Genomic DNA, 25,231 nt, shown 5'->3' on the forward strand with positions numbered 1-25,231 from the left:
CTCTTAAATTATCTGCGATTACAGTTCGAAATCAGCCGATGCAAAGCCAAGGGCTAAGCAAATTTCACGGGCAGCCTGTTTTTCGTCGTTATCAAAGTCACCATCACTCTTGGCGACTGCAATGCCGACGCGCAAAGCAAGCTGCGCCGCTTCCGGCTGCTGTTTCAGAGCCATAATGAATTTCATGGCTTCACCTTTACCGATGTCAGCATCAAACTCATAGCTGCTGACCAGTTTGTTAAAGAATTCGATAATCTCAGAGGTATCGAACACTTTCAGCTCAGGGGAGTTTTTGATGAACCCGATCATTTTCTGCTTTTCTTCTGAACTGACGCCGTTACTCGCCATGGCAACGTGTGCACATACTGCTACCGTACCTTCCATGAACTTTCTGTTCTTGAAGCGACTAACTTGGGTGGTGAGTTCTTCGCGGCCTGCGTTGAACGCTGATTTGATTTTGTTTAAAAAGGACATCAGTCCCTCCGCTTATTGGTAAAATAGAGAGTTATTTCTTGCCGGATGTCCAGCTAAAGCCCCAGCTAAACGCCCTGTCCATCTCTTTATGCCCGCTGAAGTATTGATTGATGCGTTCTACTTTGATGGCGCCGTTTTCATTGACAAGGCGGGCAATGGCACACATGCCTTTGTGGTTGTTGCCTTCTGTCATCCGCGTTTCAATCGGGGGCTGGTCAGGGACATAAATTGTGACTATACCGTCGGTTTTGTCCCAGCTAGGTACGCCCTTGTAGATAAAGGCGTAGATCAAAACTTCACGGATGTTTTTCCATTCAAACCCATTAACGTGGAGCCATTCACCGTCACGCACTTGACCGGTGCGATCATCCCCCTGTAATTCTACATACGGTTCATAACGGTAATCGCCAAAGCGATTCCCCAATGCCTGTACAACGTCTTTCTCTCCATCTTGCAGTCGAACGAATGCGCCGAGATCCAAATCCACGTTTTTGTTTGCACCGAACATGCCTTGCAATAGGCCTTTTGAGGAGGAGGCATTTTGACTCCAGTTCAGATTGATGCGAATTTCACCGTAGCTGTCGCGTTTGCTAAGGCTGATAGTCGGTTTTTCTTTGGTCAGAGAAACCTTACTCAAATTAACGGTATTTGGTGCTGGCTCATCATCAATAATATCTACGCCAAAATGCTCAGCCAGTGGTTTGAGACCGCCATTAAAGCCTTGGGCAATAAAACGGAATTTCCATTCACCGTTCCGGCGATACAGTTCGCCGAGGATCAAGGCAGCCTCTGGACGGCCTTGTACTTCAACATCCCCCTGCAAAATCACGCTGCTGTTCAGTTCAACCCGAATGGAAAGGTTACGCAGATTGGAAATCGTTTGGTTACCGTCGCAAGTCGCGGTGAACGCGACTTTCTGGACATCCTGGCTCAATGCAGGCAAGTTGACACTGAAGGAGGTATTGATATTACCGCCAGTCAGGCGGATGGTGTTGTCATCATTGACCGGCTGACCGTAGAACACCATATCTGGATCACTCTTAACTTTGCCATCTACATACAGACGGAAAGCAGAAACGTCAACGGCTGAACCTGATAGAACCCGCACAGTAAGCGCGTGGTTGGGAACAGAGGCGTTGCCCCCAGGTGTCAGATTCATTAGCGCACCACCGTTTCAACGATCTGTGGATACATCGCGTCAATAGTACGTCCAAGACAAGGGACGCCGTGAGCAGTGAAATCCCACTGACCACCGTTGCGGCGCAGGGAAGAGATGATAATGCCAGTGTGGGCACCTTGTTCATTCAACTGATAGCGAGCCAGCTCTTTGCCGTTTTGGTCAACGACGCGACAGAAGGCATTTTCAACGTCATTGAAAGTTTGTCCACGGAAACTGTTAACAGTAAATGCGAGATATTCGACATTGGTGGGAAGTTTGATTAGATTGACGCGGATAACCTCATCATCTCCATCACCTTCACCAGTCAGGTTGTCGCCAGTGTGTTGTATAGAACCACATTTTGATTTTAGCTGACCAAACCACACTGTATCGATGGCATTGCCAGATTTATCAAGCAGAATGCAGCTCGCATCCAGATCAATTTCATCATTGCCACCGCCGAATAAACTCGCCAGAAAGCCTTTCTTCTTGGTCACAGGGTCCCATCCCAGACCAAAATCCATTTTAGCCAGTGATGCGCTCTGTTTGGCGAGCGAAACTGACTGATTTTTGCTTAACGAAACCATTAATGACACCTCTATTCTGTTCGTCGGTGAATCACGGTAATTTCACGTATTAAAAAATCATAATATGACAAATAGATAGCTTAAATCTGTCATATTATGACTCCCGTAAACAGGTATATCTGAATATTAACTGTATGATAGACAATAGCCTAGTTTCGTTTGGTATGATTTCTTTTCCATGCAGAAAAGTCAAACAAATTTTAATCTAAAGAATCATAATATGATTGACATGTACTTATTTGAGACTCTAGACTGCGACATATATTTCACCAAATTAAAAACAAATGCTGAAAGTTATCCTATTGGTTCAGGCTGAGATTTTTTTGAAAAGGCGTCTCCATGACAATGTTGAGTGACATCGATGTTGATAAAAAACAAACTGATAAAAAACAGGTTTACCAAAAACGGGTTTACCAAAAAAAGTTAAACAGTGGGACATTGACGGTGACGGCATCGCGTGGCACAGCATGTCTGGAAACCCTGTTTGATATTGCTGAACGGCGTAATCCCAAAAGAGCATTCCTGTTTGTCAGTAAAGTCTTGGGACGGCATATTCCGGTCAAGCCATCGATCATGCGTTCGGTTTATCAACAATTATCTGCACGGTTCCCCACTAATATTCCCGGCCCAGTCCTATATATTGGCATGGCAGAAACGGCTGTCGGGCTAGCAGCAGGCGTATTTCAGGAAACGAAACACAAAGTCGATAAGCCAGTATTTCTGACTTCGACACGCCATCCGGTTGATGGAGATTTATTGTGTGAGTTTAAGGAAAATCACAGCCATGCTACGGATCATCTGATTTATTGGCCAGCAGAAAACCGTCTGCGCCAACGGGTGATAAATGCCCGAACTTTGGTTCTGATTGATGATGAAGCAACCACGGGTAACACGTTCCTTAATTTGCTGGATGCACTGCGTCATGCAGGGCTTGGGCATATTGAACATATTGTCACCGTGACATTGACGGATTGGAGTGGGAAGTCGGTTGTGAAACGCAGCCCATTGCCGGTTTCTGAGGTTTCTCTGGTTGAAGGGAATTGGCAGTGGGAAGCAGATATCTCTGCCCCAGTGCCGGTGATGCCTCAGGTCAATGTTACGGCTCGGGGAAAAATCAACATCATAGGTCAACAGAGCTGGGGGCGGTTGGGATTGGATGAAATCCAGTGTGATATTGGTGCAGCAATCAATGCCAAAGTAGGCGAAAATGTATTGGTATTGGGTTCCAGTGAATTTGTCTGGCAGCCATTTCTGCTTGCTGAACGGCTTGAGCAGGAAGGGGCATCGGTGGTATTTGGCTCGACAACCCGCTCTCCAATTTCTTGCGGTCATGCCATCCAATCTGTCATGGCTTTTATGGATAATTATGGGCTTGGCATCCCGAATTTTATCTATAATGTTGCGCACCAGAAATTTGATCGGATATTGCTTTGTCTTGAAACCCCAAAAATGTCCGCTGATCCGGCGTTGATGGTGCAGCTTGCCCATATTTCTCCGGTTGTTGAGATCGTTGGATATGATTAAGCCTGTATTTTTGACTGATCTTGATGACACATTATTTCAATCTCGTCGGAAGCTGAAAGAAATATCTTTTCGTGTGGGTGCATTGGATCGAAAATGTTTTCCCCACAGCTATATGACGGAAAAACAATCCATGTTGGTTGATTGGTTGTTGGCTCATGCAGAGGTTATTCCAGTCACCGCCAGAAATACAGAACAGCTAAGCCGCGTGCAGATCCCTTTCAGTTCCTGGCGTATTGTTTCGCACGGTGCGGTGATCCTCACATCAGAAGGTTCTGTTGATGAGCTTTGGCAATCGTGCATGTTGTCAGAATTGTTGTCATATCGGGATAGATTGTGTGAGTTGGAACGTCTGAGCCAGCGTTTGATGACATCTTATGGTATAGATGCCTGGGTACGCATTGACTATGAGTACGGAGATGTACCTGTTTTCTTGATCATCAAGCACCGCAATCACGATAGGTTGAATGAGCTTAATATACTGGCTGAAACTTTGGCTCAAGAAAGTCATTTCCATCAAGACTTTTATTTTCATCAAAACAATAACAATCTTACTGTGTTGCCAAAGTGTGTTGACAAGGGATTGGCAACTCATCACCTTTTGCAAAGGCTTCGTGCTGAGAGAGGCGTTTTCCCGGTTATTGGTCTGGGAGATAGTCTGAGCGATCACCGGTTTATGCAATTGTGTGATTGGTTTGGTATGCCTCAGCAAAGCCAGTTTGCTGGCACATTAATGACTGCCTTATTTGGAGCTGTAAATAATGAATAGCTTTCCCCCTTTCTCTGGGAGTTATGCTTCTGATGATGTTCAATTCCTGCTAAAACCCGTTCAGATTGAGATGACGCCTGTGGATATTAAGGAGCAGTTGATCCAGTCTGGCGCCCGCCATTATTCGGATATGTTAAGCCAGGAGCCAGAACCCACGTCTTATCACCTTGAACTGTTTGATAAAGCGCTTGGACAAGGGGCTGTTCGGTTGGCGGCGGAAGTTGTGATGCTCGCCAAAGCTCTGGTATCCCGCTTTGGTGATACGCCGATTGTATTGGTCAGCTTGGTCAGGGCTGGTGTTCCTTTGGGGGTGATGTTGCATCAAACGCTCAGGGAAATGGGCAAGCTTTCTTATCATTATGGCGTCAGCATTATTCGGGATCGTGGTATTGATAATACAGCGCTATCGTATATTGAGCAGAAACATGGAACGGATGGCGTGGTATTTGTTGATGGCTGGACAGGCAAAGGCGCGATTACCACAGAACTGTCGCGATCTTTGGCGGAGCGGAATGGTTATTCAGGTATTCCACGTCTGGTGGTATTAGCTGATCCTTGTGGCTGTTCGTGGCTGGCAGCCAGCGATGATGATTGGTTGATTCCTTTCGGTATTATGGGAGCGCCGGTATCGGGATTGATATCACGTTCAATCTGGCATGAAGAAGGGTTGCACGGTTGCGTGCAGTGTGATCACCTGCTCAAGTTTGAATGCAGCCGCTTATTGGTGGATACTGTCGCTGATTGTCGTAATCGATTGGATTGGGCTGCTATCCCAGAAGCGGTTTGGTTGCCGCAGGAAAAAACACTTTTGCAGCAATTGAGCAAAACGGTGATTTCTAATCTTGCTGAAAAATACCAGATTGACAGTATTAACCGTATTAAACCTGGTATTGCAGAAGCAACTCGTGCAGTATTACGACGTGTGCCAGAACATGTACTCGTACGTTCCCAGGATGATCCTGATGTTGGCCTGTTGGTTCATTTTGCACGTCAGAAAGATGTTGTTATTACGGAAGTCGGTGATCTAATCGGTCAATATCGTGCTGTAACTATCATTAAGAAGGTAGCGTGATGAAACCAATCCCTTCTCCGCATCGACTCGGCGCAACTCTGTATATGCCAGCCACCCGCCAAGACATTGCAGAAATTGTGTTACAGAATAAGCTCCCCGATCTGCGCTCGCTGGTTATTTGTCTGGAAGATGCCGTCAGTGAGCAGGATATTCCCATTGCCCTCGAAAATCTCCGGGAGGTTATGCAAACATTGGCAACAGCAGATATCTCTTCTTCCAATATCGACCGCCATCGTCCTCTGATTTTTATCCGTCCGCGTGATGAAAAGATGGCGAATTATCTGGTTGCTAATGTGGATCTCAGTGCCATTGATGGGCTGGTTTTGCCCAAATTTACCCATGCTTCGTTGTCTGGCTGGTGGGATGTGATTAATTCAACCCATCTGTGCATTATGCCAACATTGGAGAGTGAAGAGGTGTTTGATGTTCGGAAAATGAACCAGCTTGCGGACATTCTCAAAAAACACCCTTGCAAAGATCGCATTATTGCTTTGCGTATTGGTGGTAATGATCTGATGAATGTCATGTCTCTGCGGCGCTCCCGTAATTTCACTCTGTATGATGGGCCGATGGGATACGTTATTAAGATGTTGGTTGCCGTTTTTGTTGCGCGGGGATTTGCCTTGACTGCACCAGTTTGTGAACATATTGATGATTTGAGATTACTTGAAAAAGAGCTGGAATTGGATATTGCTCACGGTTTGGTGGGAAAAACGGCCATACACCCAAGACAGATTACATGCATCCAGAGAGCGCTGATGGTTAGTGCTCATGATCATGCTGAGGCGCTGACCATTCTTAATTCCAGTAAAGCTGTTTTCAAATCGCAGGGAATGATGTGTGAACCTGCCACCCATCAACGCTGGGCAGTAAATATTCTCGAACGAGCAGAGCATTATGGTATAGAACCTGAGGCAGCGTAGGATCTTAAACGGACGAAAATATTGCTAAGGCTTTTCATTCGTTTTGATATTGATTTACCTGTGATAGTAGTTATGCTGAAAGTTATGTTGTAGTTAACAGTAGAGGGCTTGGGGTTTGTTATCCCTGACTTGGTAATAAAAAATGCTACTTAGTTCCAAACAATTTAGAAATTTCAAATTAACCTTATTACTTTCACATGGTAAACCGGTTAGTAAGGTTAGGATCATTAGGGAACTGAATTGTTCGGAGCCAACGTTAACACGTGCATTGCGGGAATTGAGAGATCTTTACTGTGCAGATATCCAGTTTAGCAAAATGGGAAATACTTATCAGTTAGTTGATAAGGGAATTCTGACTAAGAAAGATGTAAGGAGGATTGAAGAACTCCTTACTCAGCATCTTAGTTTTAAATCCGAAGAAGCCACCAGCCATGTTTTTCTTGATAAAGAGAAAAAAAAGCCGGTTTCCCTTTCTCTGAGGATGTCTGTTATCAGAAAAATTGATAGTTTGGCTAATCACTTGGAGACAACCAGAAGTGATGTCGTTGAAATGGTCGTGGATAAGTTTATTGAAAAACTGTTAAAAGAGGCCGTGAAAGGAAGTTCATCAAAGCGAAGGATCCCGTAATGCCAGCCGATTGGGTTCAACTGGCATCAGGGCGATGATTGTTGGTCTGCTTGTTCGCTTACTGATTGATCGTTTAGTGATTGTGGCGCGTAAGTTTATCCAGATATCCCATCACAAATGCGGACAAAACAAAGGTGAGGTGGATAATGACATACCACATAAGTTTATTGTCCGGCACATTCTTGGCATCCATAAAGACGCGCAGCAAGTGAATGGAGGAAATGGCAACAATTGAGGCTGCAACTTTATTTTTGAGTGAGGTCGCATCCATTTTCCCCAACCAACTTAATTTCTCTTTGCTTTCGTGAATATCCAGGCTTGAAACAAAGTTTTCATAGCCAGAAAACATCACCATTACCAGCAATCCTCCAACCAGAGCCATATCAATCAGGGAAAGCAGCGTCAGGATTAAGTCGGATTCTGTAATGTAAAGAAGATTCGGCAGGATATGCATGATTTCCAGAAAAAATTTAACTGCAAGGGCAAATAATGCCAATGATAAACCGAAATAAACCGGTGCAAGTAGCCAGCGAGAGGCATACATTGTGTTTTCGAGAAAGCGTTCCATTGTGTTTTTTATGTGTTACAAAAGGGGCGATAGTATAGATCAAGAGTGTGAAAGCTATGAAATACATATCACAGCTAAGTGTTCAATGATGAACTATACATAGGCAGGCACTGTATGATGCAGGCTTGTTATAATAGCGAGCCTGCATCTATCCTGTTACTTACCAACCCAAGGTTGCTCCACCATCAACAACAATATCCTGCAAGGTAATATGACTGGCGAGATCTGAGGCAAGAAAAAGAATTGTGTTTGCAATTTCTTCCGGTAGGGCAATTTTTTTCAAAGGAATACCTAACTTAAATTGGTCAGGAAAACCATTAATGATATTTTGCCTGATTGCATCGCTTTGCCACATATCATTTTGCCACATATTGCGTAGCATAGGCGTATCCGTTGAACCAGGAGAAACCAGATTACAACGTACACCGTAGGGAGCCAATTCAAGCCCAACACTTTGGCACAGGCTGCGCATTGCAGCCTTAGAAGCGCCATAAGCTGACATTTCAACTCGTGGAACATGAGCAGCGTTAGAGCAAACAGAAACGATGTTTCCACTGCGTTGTCGTTGAAATTGTGGAATTACGGCTTGAAAGAGGTTAAAAGCGCCACCAGCATTGACATTGAAACATTGTTGCCAATCTTCCCAACTCAGGTTTTCTGTTAGTCCTGTTCGCAGGATACCAGCACCATTGATCAATACATCCAGATGAGGCTCTGCCGTGAGTAATTCATGGCAAAGCTGACTTACGGCTATATGGTCACTGATATCTAACTTATAAGCAGTAAAAGGAAGGGCAGAATCAGGAAATACCAGATCTAATCCGATGACTTTCGCTCCGGCCTGACTGAATCGGCTGGCAATGTGATAACCAATACCACTTCCGGCACCTGTCACCCAAACATGTTTATTGCTGAAATCAAAAGCTATGTTCATAGTTTGGAGCCTGAGCTAGCAGTCAGCAAATTGAGCCAATTTGCCAACGTTGGGGTTTTCATTAGTGAGATAAAATCAACATTATGGTTTTCATAGCGCCAGCGTGCTGCCAGTGACATTATTTTTACCGAGTCGAGACCGTAATCCAGCATGTTTTCATGATCATCAATATCACCACAGTCATCATCCAATAAAGGTAAAATTTCAGCTCGGAGACGTTCGCGAGTCCATTCAGGTTGCGGAGATATTTCATTGAGTAGTGTTTCTGTCGTTAGTACACGACCACAGCGGCCAGCAATATAATGTAATGCCATGATGTGCTCGTCGTGGCTGAAATCTGCCAGTGCATCAGCGACAAAAAAAGGTTGGATATCACGCATAAAAGCATCTATAGCCGTTATCATGCAACCAATATGAGCATAAATACCGCAGATAATTAATTGATCACGCCCCATGCCTTTCAATTGTTGTTCCAAATCTGAACGCTGAAAGGCACTGTAACGCCATTTTATTAATACGGTGTCATCGCTTTCGGGCGTCAGTGCGTTAGTGATGCTTTGTTGCTCAGGATACAGATTTATCCCCGCGCCCCACATATCATTTAGCAAACCACGGTTTGCATCATCCTGATGTTCAGGTTGGGCGGTGTAAAAGACGGGTATTCCCTGCTTCTTACACATTGTTTTTAGATGCAAAATATTGTTGATAACCTGCTTCACCAGCAGACTGTCAGTCTGCCAGAAATTGAGGAAATAATTTTGCATATCATGGATGAGTAGTGCGGCACGCTTGTTATCAAGCGGCCAATTCACTTTATTAGTTGGTAATTCTTGAGATGTGGGAAGAAGGTAGTCACTCAGTGTTGGAATACTCATTTTGTCCCTCTGTGATACGTTAAGGTGCAGCATGGATTAATGTGCTGTATGCAATGTGACGTAATTTCTGTTTATCGATTTTTCCGACAGGTGTCATGGGAAGGGATTGAACGTTTTCAAAGCGGTCGGGAAGTTTGTAATCAGCGATACCTTGCTCGCGTAAAAAGCGACGTAATATGGCTGATTTTACCGCTTCACGGGTAACGACATAGGCGCAACTCTTTTCTCCCATGATTGAATCAGGGATGGCGATCAAGGCTGCATGGATCACGAGTGGATGGCGTAACAGTAAATTTTCAATTTCCTCTGCTGCAATTTTTTCACCACCACGGTTAATTTGATCTTTTTCTCTACCCACAACTTTTAGATAGCCTTTCTCTGTCTGAATGACTAAATCACCCGAACAGTAAAAACCGTTTTCATCAAATACTTGATTGTTATATTGAGGACTTTGGTAGTATCCACGGAACGTATAAGGCCCACGTGTCATCAGCAGACCGGGAACCCCATAAGGTAGCGGGTTACCCTGGCTGTCGGAGATCCACACTTCATCATCATCACTAATCGGGCGACCTTGAGTAGTGAAAATAGTTTGTTCGTCATCATCCAGGCGTGTGTAGTTAACTAACCCTTCGGCCATACCAAATACCTGTTGCAGTTGACAACCTAATTCTGAAGGTATCCTTCGTGCCAGCGATTCACTCAGGCGGGCACCACCTACTTGCAATAACTCCAGACTTTCCAGTGGTGATTTATCCCCTGTCAGTGCAATAGCTTCCAGCCATAGGCTTACCGCAGGAGGAACTAAAGCAGCAACGTTAATCCGATATTGTTCAATCAACGGGAAACAGCTTGATGTACTGGGATCATTGGCCATAATCACTTGGCCTCCAGCATAAAAAACGCCTAATGCGCCTGGTGAACTCATTGGATAATTATGTGCGGCAGGAAGGGCACATAAATAGCGTGTTTGAGGATTGAAATGGCAGATATCAACACTGGCTCGAATGCTGTAGTAGTAATCATTGTGAGTTCGGGGGATCAGTTTTGGGATACCTGTACTCCCTCCCGATAGTTGGAAAAAAGCCACTTCATCTGCTGGAGTGGGCGTCGCGATAAAATTGTTTTCTTTTTCATTAATCAATGTTGTTAGGTCTATCGGGCTGTCGTTATCTCCCCGCAGAAATATATGTGTCAGTGAAGAGTAATGTGTATGCAGTTCGTGAATAAATACATTGTCAGAAAAGAGTGAATGGCTACGGTCTGCAATCAATAGTGATGGTTTAATTTGCTCGGCATAAGATAAGAGTTCACTACGCTGATGGCTGAATAGAGCATTGACGGGAACCACACCTAAACGCAGCAGAGCAAAAAAGGTGATATAAAATTCTGCAATATTACCTAATTGCACCAATGCGGTTTGTCCATGCTGAACACCACAGCGCTTGAGGGAAGCGGCCAGATTATCCACGAGTTGATTGAGTTGGCGATAAGTATATTGTTGATATGAGCAAATCAGAGCAGTATCTTCGTTGTCAGCATGACGCCTGAGTATGTCGCAAAGGGGAAGGTCAAGCCAATAGCCGCGCTGGCGATAGCGTTGTGATAATGTTTCAGGCCAGCGATTAAACTCAATACTCATAACACACTTTCCTTACTGTCAGATAATCCCAGAGCTTGTAGCATGGTGCCAAGTTTCACCCCTGTTTCTTGCCATTCAGCATGGGGTTGTGAGTCAGCTACGATGCCTGCTCCTGCAAAGAGTCGAATATGGTTTTCGAATAATTCACCACAACGAATGGTAACAACCCATTCACCATTGCCCTTGGTATCACACCAACCGACAATCCCGCCAAAATAGTTGCGCTCGAAGGGTTCGAGCTGAGCGATAAGTTCGTAGGCTCGTTCTCTTGGTGTTCCACAAAGTGCCGGAGTCGGATGGAGTAAGCCAGCAAGGGAGAGAACGTTAGTGTGTTTATTACGCAATTCGCTGCGTATTTCTGTCGCGAGGTGCCAAAGTAAAGGGGTGCTGAATATTGAAGGAGAGTCTGGGATCATCAATTCAGTACAATGTTCAGTGAGTGCGGTTCGGATCGCATCAATTACTAATTGATGCTCATGGTGATCTTTAGCTGAATGTAGCAGTGATTGGCGCAACGCATTATCTTCCAGGATATTGTGACTTCTGCGTGACGAACCTGCCAGTGGTTGAGAAATAAGGGTATTGCCCTGTTTACGTAGTAGAAGTTCTGGACTAGCACCAATTAATGTGCTGTTTTCTAGTGGAATATGAAAGTTGTAGCTATAAGGGTTTTGGGCATTAAGTTGCGTAAAAAGCTGGATAGAGTCAGGTTTCCGATCAAATTCAATATCCAGTAGACGCGAAAGGACGGCCTTATCAAGCAAGCCATGATGTATGGCGTCAACAGCTTGCAAGACCATCTGACAAAATTCTTCTTTTTTCGGCCATAAATGCCATTGCTTTATTTGTAACGGTGGCATAGAAGATCGAGTGGAAAAATGTGCGGTTTCCCGTTCCAGCCAACGGTATTCATAAGGTATGTAGAGGGCGGAAGGTTGGCGTTTATCAAAAGGGATTGCCCCGACTGCAATAGGATTTTTAATTCCGGCTTGTTCAGCTTGAAGGAATAATTGAGATAGATGGTCACTTAATAGGTTATCAATATCACCATAATGATTGGCGGGAGTTGTTACTTTGGCAAAACGTCCTCGTGCATGTAGGCTCTTATTTGAAGATAGGAACACAAAATCATCACAACTAAAATCCAATAATTCGGATGTGTGATATTCAGTCGTTAACTTAAGCACGATATTTCCCTGTTACTATTTAATAAAAAAGTCATTTAATACGTATTAATGTTGATAGACGCAATTCACAGTGGCAAAAAGCTTTTGCCTGATGCCACTGGAGTCAATGAGTTTTGCTTTACCAGTTATATTCCACTGTGGCAACGATGCTGCGCCCGCTACCATAGAAGCAGGCTTCTACATTCGAGCACGAAGCGACATAACGTTTATTGGTCAGGTTATTCACATTCAGTTGTACACTGGCACCTTTTAATTGCGGGGAGGCTTCGCCAAGATCGTATTTCGCCATCAAGTCATAGAGGGTATAGGGCTTGACGTGGAATGTTTCTTCATAATCACCGGAAGTCGATCCGATATAGCGTACACCTGCTCCCAAGGTAAATCCTTTTAGTGCAGTTTGTGTGAAGCTATAACTGCCCCAGGCAGATGCTGCATGTTCAGGCACTGAAGGGACTCTTTGACCAATACGTGAGGTATTGCTATCGTCTTTAGTTTTAGTATCTGTGTAGGTATAGCTTGCCATCAGGTTAATTTCTGGTGTGATTTGGGAATGAATTTCGGCCTCTGCTCCTTTTGAACCAATTTTGCCAATTTGCTCGCTAAAGCGGGTGACTGGGTTACGGGTGGTTACGTTTTTCTGGGTGATATCGAACAGGGAAAGTGTTAACAGGGTATCGTGATCTTTTGGTTGGAATTTAATACCGATTTCAGTTTGTTCACCTGTTGTGGGTTTGAATGCCGGTGTACCCGGTGCCCCTTGAGACAGGTTAGGTTCAAAGGAAGTGCTGTAACTGATATAAGGCGAAATGCCGTTATCAAAGGCATACAATAAACCGGCACGTCCTGTAAAAGCTCGGTCTTTCTGTGTTGTTGAGCTGTCTTTGATAATGTCTTGTTGCTTGGTTTCAGTCCAGTCATAACGCCCGGACAGAACTAAATTCCAGTTTTCCCAACTGAGTTGATCTTGTACGTAAGCACCTAACTGGTAAAGTTTCTTTTTATCATTTAAAGAAAGAGATAACTCATTTTCATTGACGGGAATACCCCAAGCTGGATTTGACCAATCAAAGTCGTATTGACTGCCACTTTTATGCCATCTTTTGTTGTGACTATCCGCCCATTTGTAATCGATTCCACTGATGACGTTATGATCAATGTTACTGGTTGAGAATTGTGCCTTAAGCTGATTATCCACATTAAATGACTGCGTTTTGCTGTATTCCCTTTGTGGGCGGCGTTGGATACTGGTTGGTAGGTCTTTTACATCCGATACATAAACGAAAAGCTTAAAACGCTCATTTGCTTTTGAATAACGCAGGTTTTGTTGGAAAGAGAAGACATCATTAATGTCATGCTCAAGAATGTAGCCGATAGAGTATTGTTCCCGTCTGGACTGATTAAAAGAAGGTTCACTGAGATTCATTTTGTAGGGAATATAGCCTACATTGGGAACCGATGTTACGGTGCCCTTTTTAGGGTAGAAATTACGGAATCCCGCTTTGGGATCGTACTGATAACTGGTCAATAATGTAAACGTCGTATTATTGTTGGGGATCCATGTCAGCGCAGGAGCGATGGCAATCCGCTCTTTTTTATAGTCTTTGACGAACTGCTTTTGGGTGCTGAGTACACCATTTAAACGATAGAGAACGGGAATGTCATCCCCCAAAGCACCACCAAAATCAAAAGCCAATTCACCAAGGCTCCGATTGCCCGCTTTCATCTGTACCTTGTGGATAGGCTGGTCAGTCGGCCTTTTGCTGGTCATATTAATCAAGCCGCCAGGGCTGACCTGACCATATAGCACAGATGCCGGTCCATGCACTAACTCCACACGTTCCAATAACCAAGGATCGAGCTGATTACCATAACTCAACCCATCAAGGAATTTAGGGGCGTAACGAAAACCACGGGTAATCACTTCGTCGTTACGATTGGAAGAGCCGCGGTAGTTAGTCACAACACCACTTGAATAATTCAGTGTGTCGGCAACGCTCATTGCGCCTTGTGCTTCTATTTGTGTGCGATTGATGACGCTGATTGACTGGGGAGTCTTAATAAGCGGAGTGAGGCTTTTGGTGCCTGCGGCACTGTCTGATTCTACAAAGTTTTTTTCAGAATACCCTTCCATCTTGCCTGTGATGATTAAGGTATCTTCGTTGTTATTGGCAGTCCCATTATTGGCTGAGGCATAGGGAGATAGCAGTAAGATAGAAGTAAGCGATAAGAATAATTTATTATAGTTATAGTTTCTATTTGTTCTTTTTGCGGTTTTCAATGTCTTATTCTTGATAGGCAGTACCATAGATTTCATCTCTCAATATAGATATTTTTAAAATAACTTTTTAAAAATCAAATTGATAATTAAGGCGACACCATTATGGCTAAGCTGAATAGTGAAGGCCTCCTGCCTCGTTACTCCTGATAATGCGCCATTAATTCTGTTAGCCAGCGGTTAAGATTAATAAAATAAATTGGATAATATTGCAAACAAAAATCATTATCAATATCATTGGCGAATGATAACCGTTTTTATTTTCTGAGATCGTTGCTGGTGTGGTGTATCAAATGGATATGTCATTTGTGAGCGGATTTTTTTGAAGGGGATAAAGGGATGACGTTAGTATTTCAGCCACTAGGTACGGTAGATAATTTATTATCTGCCCGTCATGTTGGCAGTGAGTTGTGGTGGGAAAATATTGCTATTTTGGGAACTCCCATTATAGAAATTGCAAATAATCATCAAGTTAAAACAACCTTCTTTTGGCGAGATCCTAATGGGGACGAACAAAATTCACCTTTTCGCCAAGTCTACATCGATATCAATGGCATCACTGATCACCACCGTCCACAACCCCAGAGCCTACAACGATTGCCTGAAACGGATATCTGGTATTGGTCAGTGAATGTTGAAGATAACTGGAGAGGAAGTTATCGATTTATACCTGTTACTGACGCACATTTGCCCCCCCAATTTTCCGATGAAATCAAGCATCGCAATCAACAGCAACGTGAATGGTGGATTTCACTCTTTCCATTATCCATTTCAGATCCTTTGAATCTACAGGGTTGTCATCGTAATGGGCTTGGTTTGCCTTTATCGGCAATTCATATGCCTCATGCTCCTGCACAGACTGCATGGTCACTCGTTGATGGAATCAGCCCACATCATGCTGCACAGCCAGATAAACGAGAACCTTTGCTTTTGCATTGGCACAGTGAGCGGCTTAACAATCGAAGGCGTGTTTGGCTTTATTCCACGGGGGAAGAAACTGCTCACCCTCGCCCTCTTATCATCCTCTTGGATGGGTTGACTTGGGCGGAGAGAGTGCCGGTTTTTTCTGTGATTGATATAGCGACTGAAAAACGGCAGATACCAGAGGCGGTTTGGCTGTTGATTGATGTTATTGATATGCCGCATCGAGAGCGGGAGCTTCCCTGCAACCCAGATTTTTGGCAAGCGATCCAGGATGAATTGTTGCCGCTTGTCGCACAGTATGCGGCTTTTAGCGATGATCCTGAACAAACAGTGATAGCAGGACAGAGTTACGGTGGGTTGGCGGCATTGTATGCCGCACTCCATTGGCCACAACGTTTTGGCTGTGTTCTCACACAATCAGGGTCTTTCTGGTGGCCTGATAGCAAAATTGTTCGACAGTTTATGTCATCTGCTGAGCATAACCTTGGTTGGCTGACACAGCAGGTTCTTGGGCACAAAGTTATTCCTTCGTCATTAAAAATCTTTCAGGAAGCGGGTTCCCGTGAAGCAGATATCCATTTTGTCAATGATCAAATGCATGCTGCGTTGCAAGGGGCAGGGCACAACGTGAATTATCGCGTGTTTAATGGTGGGCATGATGTGTTGTGCTGGCGTGGTGGGTTAATTGATGGCCTTAGTTGGTTATTGGCTAAGAAATGATACGACAAACCGATTATTGAAATCCAAGAATTGATGAGAATTAAAAATGAATTTGGAACAAAAGAATCCTTTTGATGATGACGAAGCCACTTTTTATGTACTGATAAATAATCAACAACAATATAGTCTTTGGCCGGCTTTTGCCGCACAACCCGCCGGTTGGGAGCGGGTTATTGGCCCAGATTCACGGGCTGCCTGTATCGCATACATAGAAGAGCACTGGGAGGATATGCGCCCGGCTAGTCTGCGTAATTTCGATCCGCGTAAACCATCTGTGCAAACCACGGATAAATCAAACTGATAATGCTGATGGTTTAACCTGTCGATAAGAAAGGAAATCAAACGTGCCCAATGTATTGCCATTTTCTGAAATTAAATCAGTCGATCTAACGTTGCCACTAGTAGCTGCTCAGCCTGGAATTTGGGTGGCTGATCAACTTGCCAACCACCGTAATGTGTTTACCATTGCGCATTATATTGAAATTAATGGGAGACTGGATCGCTCCCTATTTGATGCCGCTATTCGCCAGGGATTGGCTGAGGCCGATACCATTCACGCGCGATATTTTATTAATGAAGAGGGAGAGCCTGTACAGCAAATTCCTGTTTTCCGTAATGCGCAACAGGTAGTTGCTCCTGAGTGGTTTGATTTCTCTCATGGACAGGGAGAAAGCAGAGCTCAGGAATTAATGCAGACAGATCTGGCTGCTGAGTTACCCGCCGATGGAGAACGTCCTTTATATCGACACGTGATCATGAAGGTTGATGCCCAGCCAGAGCGCTGGTTCTGGTATCTGCGTTTTCACCATCTTATGTTGGATGGCTTCAGTTTTGATGCTCTGACTCGACGTATTATTGATATCTATAATGCGTTAAGCGCAGGTCGCCAGCCAACTGAAAATCCTTTCTGTTCCTTTGAATTAGTCGTCAAAGAGTATCAGAGCTGGGAGCAATCCTCTGCGAAAGCAGAGTCAGCCACGTTCTGGCAAAAGCATACCTATGAACGAGGTGTTGCTGTTTCACTTGCCACTGAAAATATTGTAAATAATAACAATATATTACCGCTGCATTATCATTGTCATTTTCCCCTCACTCAGTTTGTTTCATTAAGAGAAGATGATTTACTGCGGCAATTCCAGCCGGCTGAAATTGTGATGGCTGCACTCTGCATCTATTTCTATCGCATGAGTGGAGAAAAATATCTGTCGATTGGTTTTCCTTTTATGCGGCGCTTGGGATCTCAAGCGCTTTGTGCGATGGGGCCAGTAGTTAATCTCTTGCCACTGCACATAAAACTGCAAGACAGGATGTCCCTGGCAGAAGTAGCAAAAGCGTTTGTGGATGAAATGAAGCAAGTTCGTCGTTACCAGCGGTATGAAGCCGAACAACTGCGTTGTGATCTGGGATTATCCGGTGGCAACAATGCGCTTTATGGCCCCGTGTTTAATTACAAAATCTATAATGAGGCGTTGAAATTAGACGGTAAATCCATCAAGACGCATACACTCGCGATGGGGCCCGTGGATGATTTAGAATTTGAATTGTGTTGTTATGATGAGCAGCTTCATCTGACACTTATCGCGAATCGCAAAAAGTATAGTGAACAAACGTTACAGTGGCACAGTGAACGGATCAGCTATTTGTTGAATCAATTGCTCATGCAGCCGCAGCAATCTATTGCGTTCATCCCACTTATTCCGCCACAAGAACAACAACGGCTTGATAGCTGGTCATGCGGGCCGAGAACTCAACCGTCTATAGATAGAGTTTCTGTACTGGATCTCTTTTTGCAACAGGTTGAACGGCAGCCTGATGCTATTGCTATACGTTGTCACAATGAACAGCTTACTTACCATCAATTGATGGTAAAAGTGATGCAACTAGCACGTTTCTTGCTATTACAGGGAATGGGAGCCGAGGATGTGGTTGCCATTGGCATTCCTCGTTCAGTGGATTCAATTATTGCTATTTTGGGTGTATTAGCCAGCGGTGCGGCTTATATTCCTCTTGATCTCGATTATCCGCGGGAGCGTTTACAGTTAATGTGTGATGATGTTCAGCCAGCCTTGCTGATCACCCACCTGAATACACTGGAACAAATGCCCGAAGCTCTCAAAGTCATCTGTCTGGATGATCCGCAGGTAGCGACGCTGTGTTCCCGTTTATCCCCGTTACCTGTCACAGACGAAGAACGACGCGAAAAACTGCGTGGTGAACACTTGGCTTATATGATCTACACCTCAGGATCTACAGGTAAGCCAAAAGGTGTGATGAGCACACATGGCGGGTTGCTGAATTTATTAACTTCCCATGCAACGCATTTATTTGGGCCTGCCATTGAGAATTTTTATCAGCAATATGGCCGACGAGCACGTGCAGGACATACTGCGTCTTTCTCCTTTGATTCCTCTTGGGAGCCACTGTTTTGTATGATCTTAGGCAGTGAACTCTATATTTTTGATGAGGAACTGAGGCGGGATGCATGGGGAGTGGTACAGCAGATGAATCTGCTACCGATTGATATCATGGATATTACGCCTTCCTTCTTGATCCAACTTATCGATAGTGGGTTGTTGGAAAAAGGTAATCACCAACCTGCGTTTATTATGATTGGTGGTGAGGCTGCTACGCCACGGTTATGGGAATTACTCAAACAGCAGCCGCAAATGGATATCCACAACTATTATGGCCCTTCCGAATATACTATTGATACGTTGGGGGGGAGTATTCGGATGGCTGATCAGCCCGTAATTGGGCGTCCAGTTGCTAATACCGATATCTGGCTTTTAGACCGTTACTTACAACCCGTGCCAATCGGTGCAGCGGGAGAACTGTATCTCTCTGGCGCGGGTATTGCCCGTGGTTATTTGCATCGCCCAGGGATGACAGCAACACGCTTTGTCGCCAATCCATTCCGTCACGGCGAAGTGATGTATCGCAGTGGTGATCTTATGCGTTGGCGCCCTGATGGGCTGCTTGAATTTATTGGTCGAGTGGATCATCAGGTTAAAGTGCGAGGTTTCCGTGTTGAGTTAGGTGAAGTAGAAAATGCTCTGGTTGATTTACCAGAGGTTAGTTCTGCGGTAGTCATTGCTGAACCTGTCGGTGCAACATATCGGTTGGTGGGGTATTGCGCTGTACCGGATGAGCAACAACGTGCTTTACCCAATATCTCGGCTCTGCTGCTGGCTGCACTGGCAAAGAAACTGCCTGATTATATGGTTCCTTCCCTCTTAATGGTATTGGAAACCTTACCTATTTCGATCAATGGCAAAATTGACCGTAATTCATTACCCAAACCACAGCAATTTCAATTGCCAGTGGGCAGAAAAGCGGAAAGTGAGCAGGAAAAATCTATTTGTGGGGCATTCTCCAGCTTATTAGGTGTGCAAGAAGTCAGTGCCGATGATGACTTTTTTGCGTTGGGGGGAGATAGTATTTCTGCGATGGCGCTAGGAACGCAATTACGTCGCCTTGGTTGGCAGTTACGTCCGCGGGATATTTTCAGTGAACGTACACCTGCGCGCATGGCGTTAAAGATGACACCTATTGCCATGGTTAAGCCTGTGACTACACGCATTCAAAAAGGGACGATTGATAGCCTGCCTATTTTACATTGGTTTGCTGAGTTTCATGGAATTAATACCCGTTTTGTTCACGGTGTATTTATACATGTCCCCGCAGAATTGCAGCCACAACACTTATCACAAGCATTGGTTGCCTTAGAACACGCGCATCCTGTACTACGCGCATTTACTCGTGATGATCGCTTGGTTTTAGGTGAGTCGATTTCGGTATCTGAAGCAACTCATTACAGTCTATGGCAAGATTGCGCAGATATTGAAGCCTGTGCCGAGCAAGCTTTCCATGATGCGGTTATGCGTTTGGAACCGGCGAGCGGTCAGTTATTCCATGCTTGTTTATTGCAACATGGAGGAATATCTAAAGGATTAGTGCTTGTTATTCACCATCTGGCAACAGATGGCGTTTCATGGCGAATATTATTGGATGAATTGCGTCAGGGAGTAGAAGCAGCAATCGCAGGTAAGCCCATAGTCTTACCCACAGAAGAGTACACTCTATACGATTGGAATGATTATCTACGCCAAAATTTACCACAACGTGTGGTTGAATTGCCTTTTTGGCAACGAATGCTAAATGAAAAAACGCCTCTTTTAGGGCAGCGTCCGCTGGATGTACAGCGGGATCGCCAAATAACCTCCTGCAAGGAGCGAACATTATTGAGCGGCGAGCAAACAATCGCGTTATTAGGAATATTGCCAAAGCAATACCACGCTAATATTGAAGAAATGTTATTAACAATATTGGCAATGGCTTGTTATCGTCATTTTAACGTCAATAAGTTACGTTTCCAGTTAGAATCTCATGGTCGCATTGAATTAGATCAAACAGGCGACTTAGCTCGCACGGTTGGCTGGCTAACCGCTGAGTACCCAATAGTGGTAGGTTTGCCACTAACAGGAGAGCACCAACCTGTTGGGATGGTTATTGTTGAAATAGTTAGGGCGGTGAAAAGTGTTTTGCGCGCAGTGCCTGATCGCGGAGTCGGTTATGGCTTGCTGCGCTACCTTGATCAAACAGGGCGGAAAATACTGGCAACGCAAGAAACACCAGAGATTTTATTTAATTATCTGGGGCGCTTTGTCGAGACAGATCACTTATGGGCACCACGGCGAACTAAGAATCTTTTCCAAGATGCTTTTGCGGTTTATCAAGATCCCGAAATGTCCCTAAGCCACAGCTTAGAAATCAATTTGTTTGTGGATGAGCAGGGCAACACTCCACAGTTGGTGGTTAACTGGCAATGGGTTGATGGTATTTTCAGTCATCAAGATATTGCGGAATTACATCGCGGTATGGCGTGGGCGGCTGATTGCTTAATCCAATTTGCCAGGCAGCAGCCCTTACGGGCTATGGCAACTTTAGTCGCTGCAGAAACTGGGTTATCAGATATTGAGGAGAACGATCTCACTCAGTTGACTGAACGTTATGGCCCACTATCCGCGGTATTACCGTTACTGCCACTACAACAAGGGTTATTATTCCATGCACAAACAGCCACCGAGCATGGCAGCTATAACTCATTGACGCGCCTTTCCCTGTTCGGATCATTGTCTGTTGTTAAGCTACGTCGGGCGCTGTCAGTTTTAGTACGGCATCATCCTCAGATAGCTGCAAAATTTGATACTGAACAATGCGTCTCTCCATTGCAATTGATCCCCCTCATTTCTGATGACAAAGATTATTGGACACTTGATTGCCATCAACTACCTGAGTTGACAGCGGAAGAGGGAGAGATAGCGTTACGGGAACTGGAAAAAGCAGAACTCACGCGGAACCTCTTTCAACAACCAGCAGCGATGTTACATGCATTGCTGGTGCGTCACGGTAGAAGTTTACACCATACGCTATTGCTAAATGCTCATCATCTGATCGTTGATGGCTGGTCAACCCCTATTCTAGTGCGAGACCTTTTGACCTTGTTGAATCAAGGCGAGCAAGCCTTGCATAAACCCGAGATACATACACCTAAAATACGTTATCAAGATGTAGTTCAGCAATTATTGGCGCGTGAAACGGAGCCTTCTCGTCAATGTTGGCAACAGGTATTGAAAGGTGTTCAACCAACATGTTTATTTGGTGAACAACTCCATACTGGTGAGGTTAAAGAGCTTGAGATATTACTCGCACCAGAGATGGAACAGGCATTAACTGACTTGTGTCAGCAACGTGGTTTAACGCTCAATACTCTGATGCAAGGGATTTGGGCGCTGTTATTGAGTATACAAAGTGGCTCATCTGATGTTGTTTTCGGCTCTCCTGTATCGGGGCGGTTTGGGCAGATTGATGGGTTGGATCAGCATGTCGGGTTGTTTAGTAATACCTTACCCGTTCGCGTTATTCTGGATATGGAGCAACCTCTATTGCCTCAACTAGAACAGCTACAGGCACAGCAGATCCAATTGATTGAACATGACAATATTGGCTTGGGCGAGATTCAGCGAATTGCAGGTACTGGCACGCTTTTTGATACTTTATTGGTAGTTGAAAATTATCCTAATGTGGAGCAAGACAAAGGAAATAAAGAAAATATTGAAGGCATTCTCTGCCAAGGAATCAATAACCGTGGTTATACCCATTATCCTTTGACGTTATTGGTATTGCCGGGTAAGCGTCTGCGCTTATTAATGGAATACCGTGAAAGCGTTAAACAGCCTGAACATTTGGCACAACGCATACTGTTCTTGTGCCAACAATTAATCGAACGGCCTGAGATTGCTCTGCGGGAATGGGGGTTACAATCAGTCGATGAAGCCGCATTCATTGAGGAAGTTAATAACACTTATCGTGATATTCCAGCCAAAACACTTCATCAGATTGTGGTTGAGCAGGCAGGCAAAACGCCGGACGATTTGGCGTTGTTGGATTGTCATCATCGTCTGACCTACCAGCAAATGCGCCTGCAAACTCGGCTATTGGTTGATCGTCTAATTGAAGCGGGTGTACAAGCGGGGGATATTGTTGGGGTTGCATTATCACGTTCGGTTCGGCTAAGTCTGGCGTTACAGGCGATTCTGGAAGCAGGGGCGACATGGTTGCCTCTTGATATCGGCTATCCTGATGAACGCTTGACCATCATGCTGGAAGATGCTGAACCTCGATTAGTGATGACAGAAAGTGAGTATCAGGCCCGTTTTGCCAGTCAGGCTTCTCTATTATTATTGGATAAACTGGCAGATGAAACACAACAACCTATCCATTCTGCCGCCAATGTAACGCCTGAACATGCTGCATATATTATCTATACCTCAGGTTCTACAGGGCGACCAAAAGGCGTGGTGGTAAGCCACCACGCCATTGTTAACCGTTTATTGTGGATGCAGGATACTTACCCATTGACTACAGATGATGTGGTATTGCAGAAAACCCCCTGTAGTTTTGATGTTTCTGTATGGGAGTTTTTCTGGCCGTTGATGACCGGTGCTCAGTTAATGATGGCGCCACCGGAAGCGCATCGCGATCCCACACGTCTTCGACAACTTATTGATGATTACCATGTCACGACCTTACATTTTGTGCCATCAATGCTGGCAACATTCATTGATTCTTTAGCGTTACAAGGACAAGAAGCGCCTTTCTGCCGTGGTTTGAGACGTGTTTTCTGTAGTGGGGAAGCCTTGTCCTGTGAACTGGCACATCGCTACCAAACGCTGATCACTGCACCTTTGCATAATCTTTATGGGCCAACAGAGGCGGCGGTGGATGTGACATGGCAACCTGCGTTTGGTGAGGCATTACAGCGTTGTAGTAGCGCTGGTGTTCCTATCGGCCGGCCGGTATGGAATACCCAATTGCGTATTTTAGATCCTTGGTTGCGCCCTGTTCCCATTGGCGTGGCGGGTGATCTTTATCTCAGTGGTATTCAGTTAGCGACAAACTATCTGAACCGAGCTGATTTGACAGCCAGCCGTTTTGTGGCCGATCCGTTTGCATCGGGTAAGCGGATGTACCGAACGGGGGATATTGCATGCTGGTCAGAAAATGGTGAGGTTGAATACCTTGGACGCAGTGACGATCAATTAAAAATACGTGGTCAGCGTATTGAGCTGGGTGAAATTGAACAAGTTTTACTAGAACAACCAGGAGTGGCTCAGGCTGCGGTTGCTGCACGTGAGTTAGGTAAGTCAAGTCAGGCAATTGAGAATGTTGATGCGCGTCAGCTAATTGCTTGGGTAATCCCGCAATCAGATGTGACATTGAATATTGAAGCACTGCAACACACGATGATGAAACGATTGCCTGCTTATATGCTGCCGGTCAGCTATGTAATACAGGAAAAATTCCCGCTAAGTGCCAATGGAAAATTGAATCGCAAGGCACTCCCAATGCCAGAGAAATTAACGACTGGCAGGTTACCGCAGGCGGGCTTGGCAAGTCAGCTAGCTAAGTTGTTTGCGGAAATCTTAGAGTGCGACATTGTTTGGGCTGATGACGATTTCTTTGCTTTGGGCGGGCATTCGTTGCTGGCAATGCGTTTGGCAGCCGAAATACATCGACGCCTTAATCTTCGTGTTTCAGTCGGTCATATTATGGTCGCGCGAAGTGTAGAAAAATTGAGTGCACTACTGGTGGATGAACAGAAGAAAAATTCGGACGAAAACAGTGGAATAGGCGAGGTTTTGCCGTTGAGGGAAGGAATCGGGCCGGCACTGTTCTGTGTGCATCCGGCGTCAGGTTTTTCTTGGCAATACAGTGGGTTGCTGCGTTATCTGGAGGGAGACTGGCCGATTATCGGATTACAATCTCCTCGTCCTCGCGGTGTCATTGCTGACTGCGACAGTCTCGACGCAATGTGCACACGCCATTTGGCGACTTTACGAAATATCCAACCTCATGGGCCTTATTACTTGCTGGGTTATTCTCTGGGAGGAATGTTGGCTCAGGGAATGGCTATCCGTTTACAGCAAGAAGGTGAGGAAGTGGCTTTCTTGGGATTGTTGGACGCTTATCCTCCAGAAGGTCAGGATTGGGGAGGGTTAAGCGAAGAAGAAGCCAAACAGGAAATTGCCCGTGAACAGGCAGAGTTTATGGCGGCTACAGAAGATGAGCATGATCCGCAACTGCGTAAGGAAAAGCAGGCAATGTTTGAAGATATTGTGGCTAACTATCGAGACGCTGTCCGCAGTTTATTATCCGCTGTTAACCAGAAATATGATGGCGAAGCTACGTTGTTTGTGGCTACGCGGACGTTGCCACCGGAATTGGATGTCGAGGAGACATGGGCACCTTGGATTCGCCATTTAAGGGTTTATCGGCAAGATTGTGAACATGCAGATATCCTTTCTCCAGATTCGTTGGAGCAATGGGGGCCACTGCTGAATGGCTTGTTGAAACGACACCGTAATTAAGCTACCGCAATTGACTTTATCGTATTTAACGCATCGTATGGAA

Annotated in this window: 17 protein-coding genes; 8 read left to right on the forward strand and 9 right to left on the reverse strand. The window is 44.9% G+C overall.

Translation table 11 applies throughout. From position 1 onward, the window contains the following. Positions 1-18 precede the first annotated feature (18 nt). From BDE27_RS00935 to BDE27_RS00945, 3 genes are read right to left on the reverse strand one after another with little or no spacing between them, the layout of a single operon-like run. Positions 19-474, reverse strand: a complete 456-nt coding sequence (locus tag BDE27_RS00935; RefSeq protein ID WP_099130740.1) for a tellurite resistance TerB family protein — start codon at positions 472-474, stop codon at positions 19-21. A 31-nt stretch (positions 475-505) separates the two neighbouring features. Further along, complete coding sequence (locus BDE27_RS00940; protein ID WP_099130739.1) at positions 506-1,633, reverse strand: TerD family protein; 1,128 nt, start codon at positions 1,631-1,633, stop codon at positions 506-508. After that, positions 1,633-2,220, reverse strand: coding sequence for a TerD family protein (locus BDE27_RS00945; protein WP_099130738.1), 588 nt, complete (start codon positions 2,218-2,220; stop codon positions 1,633-1,635). The genes BDE27_RS00940 and BDE27_RS00945 overlap by 1 nt, the downstream gene beginning before the upstream one ends. A gap of 345 nt (positions 2,221-2,565) precedes the next feature. On the opposite strand from BDE27_RS00945, the gene BDE27_RS00950 reads away from it, so the two are divergent. The 5 genes from BDE27_RS00950 to BDE27_RS00970 all read left to right on the forward strand — a co-directional run bounded on the left by BDE27_RS00950 (position 2,566) and on the right by BDE27_RS00970 (position 7,133). Further along, positions 2,566-3,744, forward strand: coding sequence for a phosphoribosyltransferase domain-containing protein (locus tag BDE27_RS00950; protein WP_099130954.1), 1,179 nt, complete (start codon positions 2,566-2,568; stop codon positions 3,742-3,744). Continuing rightward, positions 3,737-4,510, forward strand: coding sequence for a hypothetical protein (locus tag BDE27_RS00955; RefSeq protein ID WP_099130737.1), 774 nt, complete (start codon positions 3,737-3,739; stop codon positions 4,508-4,510). The genes BDE27_RS00950 and BDE27_RS00955 overlap by 8 nt, the downstream gene beginning before the upstream one ends. Then, positions 4,503-5,582: a cysteine protease StiP family protein gene (locus tag BDE27_RS00960; RefSeq protein ID WP_099130736.1), complete on the forward strand. Its 1,080-nt coding sequence runs from the start codon at positions 4,503-4,505 to the stop codon at positions 5,580-5,582. The genes BDE27_RS00955 and BDE27_RS00960 overlap by 8 nt, the downstream gene beginning before the upstream one ends. Continuing rightward, positions 5,582-6,505, forward strand: a complete 924-nt coding sequence (locus BDE27_RS00965; RefSeq protein WP_099130735.1) for an HpcH/HpaI aldolase/citrate lyase family protein — start codon at positions 5,582-5,584, stop codon at positions 6,503-6,505. The genes BDE27_RS00960 and BDE27_RS00965 overlap by 1 nt, the downstream gene beginning before the upstream one ends. A gap of 142 nt (positions 6,506-6,647) precedes the next feature. After that, positions 6,648-7,133 carry a tellurium resistance protein TerW gene (locus BDE27_RS00970; protein ID WP_099130734.1) on the forward strand — a complete coding sequence of 162 codons (486 nt, stop codon included), beginning with the start codon at positions 6,648-6,650 and terminating at the stop codon, positions 7,131-7,133. Positions 7,134-7,206: 73 nt separating this feature from the next. On the opposite strand, the gene BDE27_RS00975 is transcribed toward BDE27_RS00970, so the two are convergent. The 6 genes from BDE27_RS00975 to BDE27_RS01000 all read right to left on the reverse strand — a co-directional run bounded on the left by BDE27_RS00975 (position 7,207) and on the right by BDE27_RS01000 (position 14,644). After that, positions 7,207-7,701, reverse strand: a complete 495-nt coding sequence (locus tag BDE27_RS00975) for a TIGR00645 family protein (RefSeq protein ID WP_099117792.1) — start codon at positions 7,699-7,701, stop codon at positions 7,207-7,209. Between the two features lie 160 nt (positions 7,702-7,861). Continuing rightward, a complete protein-coding gene (gene dhbA, locus BDE27_RS00980; RefSeq protein ID WP_099130733.1) occupies positions 7,862-8,635 on the reverse strand; it encodes a 2,3-dihydro-2,3-dihydroxybenzoate dehydrogenase in 774 nt (257 codons plus the stop codon). Next, the gene (locus BDE27_RS00985) at positions 8,632-9,510 is read right to left on the reverse strand and encodes an isochorismatase family protein (protein WP_099130732.1); all 879 of its coding nucleotides are present in this window, start codon (positions 9,508-9,510) and stop codon (positions 8,632-8,634) included. The genes dhbA and BDE27_RS00985 overlap by 4 nt, the downstream gene beginning before the upstream one ends. 19 nt (positions 9,511-9,529) lie before the next feature. After that, complete coding sequence (locus BDE27_RS00990; protein WP_099130731.1) at positions 9,530-11,152, reverse strand: (2,3-dihydroxybenzoyl)adenylate synthase; 1,623 nt, start codon at positions 11,150-11,152, stop codon at positions 9,530-9,532. Further along, a complete protein-coding gene (locus BDE27_RS00995; RefSeq protein WP_099130730.1) occupies positions 11,149-12,339 on the reverse strand; it encodes an isochorismate synthase in 1,191 nt (396 codons plus the stop codon). Before BDE27_RS00995 ends, BDE27_RS00990 begins: the two co-directional genes overlap by 4 nt. A gap of 118 nt (positions 12,340-12,457) precedes the next feature. Beyond that, positions 12,458-14,644 carry a TonB-dependent siderophore receptor gene (locus tag BDE27_RS01000; RefSeq protein WP_099130729.1) on the reverse strand — a complete coding sequence of 729 codons (2,187 nt, stop codon included), beginning with the start codon at positions 14,642-14,644 and terminating at the stop codon, positions 12,458-12,460. A gap of 309 nt (positions 14,645-14,953) precedes the next feature. Between BDE27_RS01000 and fes the strand changes: the two genes are divergently transcribed. Genes fes through BDE27_RS01015 form a run of 3 tightly spaced genes read left to right on the forward strand, consistent with a single transcriptional unit; the run spans position 14,954 to position 25,188 of the window. Continuing rightward, on the forward strand, positions 14,954-16,258 hold the full coding sequence (fes, locus tag BDE27_RS01005) for an enterochelin esterase (RefSeq protein WP_099130728.1): 1,305 nt from the start codon (positions 14,954-14,956) through the stop codon (positions 16,256-16,258). Between the two features lie 46 nt (positions 16,259-16,304). Further along, positions 16,305-16,559 (forward strand): MbtH family protein, encoded by a 255-nt coding sequence (locus tag BDE27_RS01010; protein ID WP_099130727.1) that lies wholly within the window; start codon positions 16,305-16,307, stop codon positions 16,557-16,559. Between the two features lie 43 nt (positions 16,560-16,602). Next, a complete protein-coding gene (locus BDE27_RS01015) occupies positions 16,603-25,188 on the forward strand; it encodes an amino acid adenylation domain-containing protein (protein ID WP_244208650.1) in 8,586 nt (2,861 codons plus the stop codon). Positions 25,189-25,231: the final 43 nt, after the last annotated feature.

It is taken from the genome of Xenorhabdus ehlersii (assembly GCF_003610465.1).
In the GTDB taxonomy this organism is placed as follows: Bacteria; Pseudomonadota; Gammaproteobacteria; order Enterobacterales; family Enterobacteriaceae; genus Xenorhabdus; species Xenorhabdus ehlersii.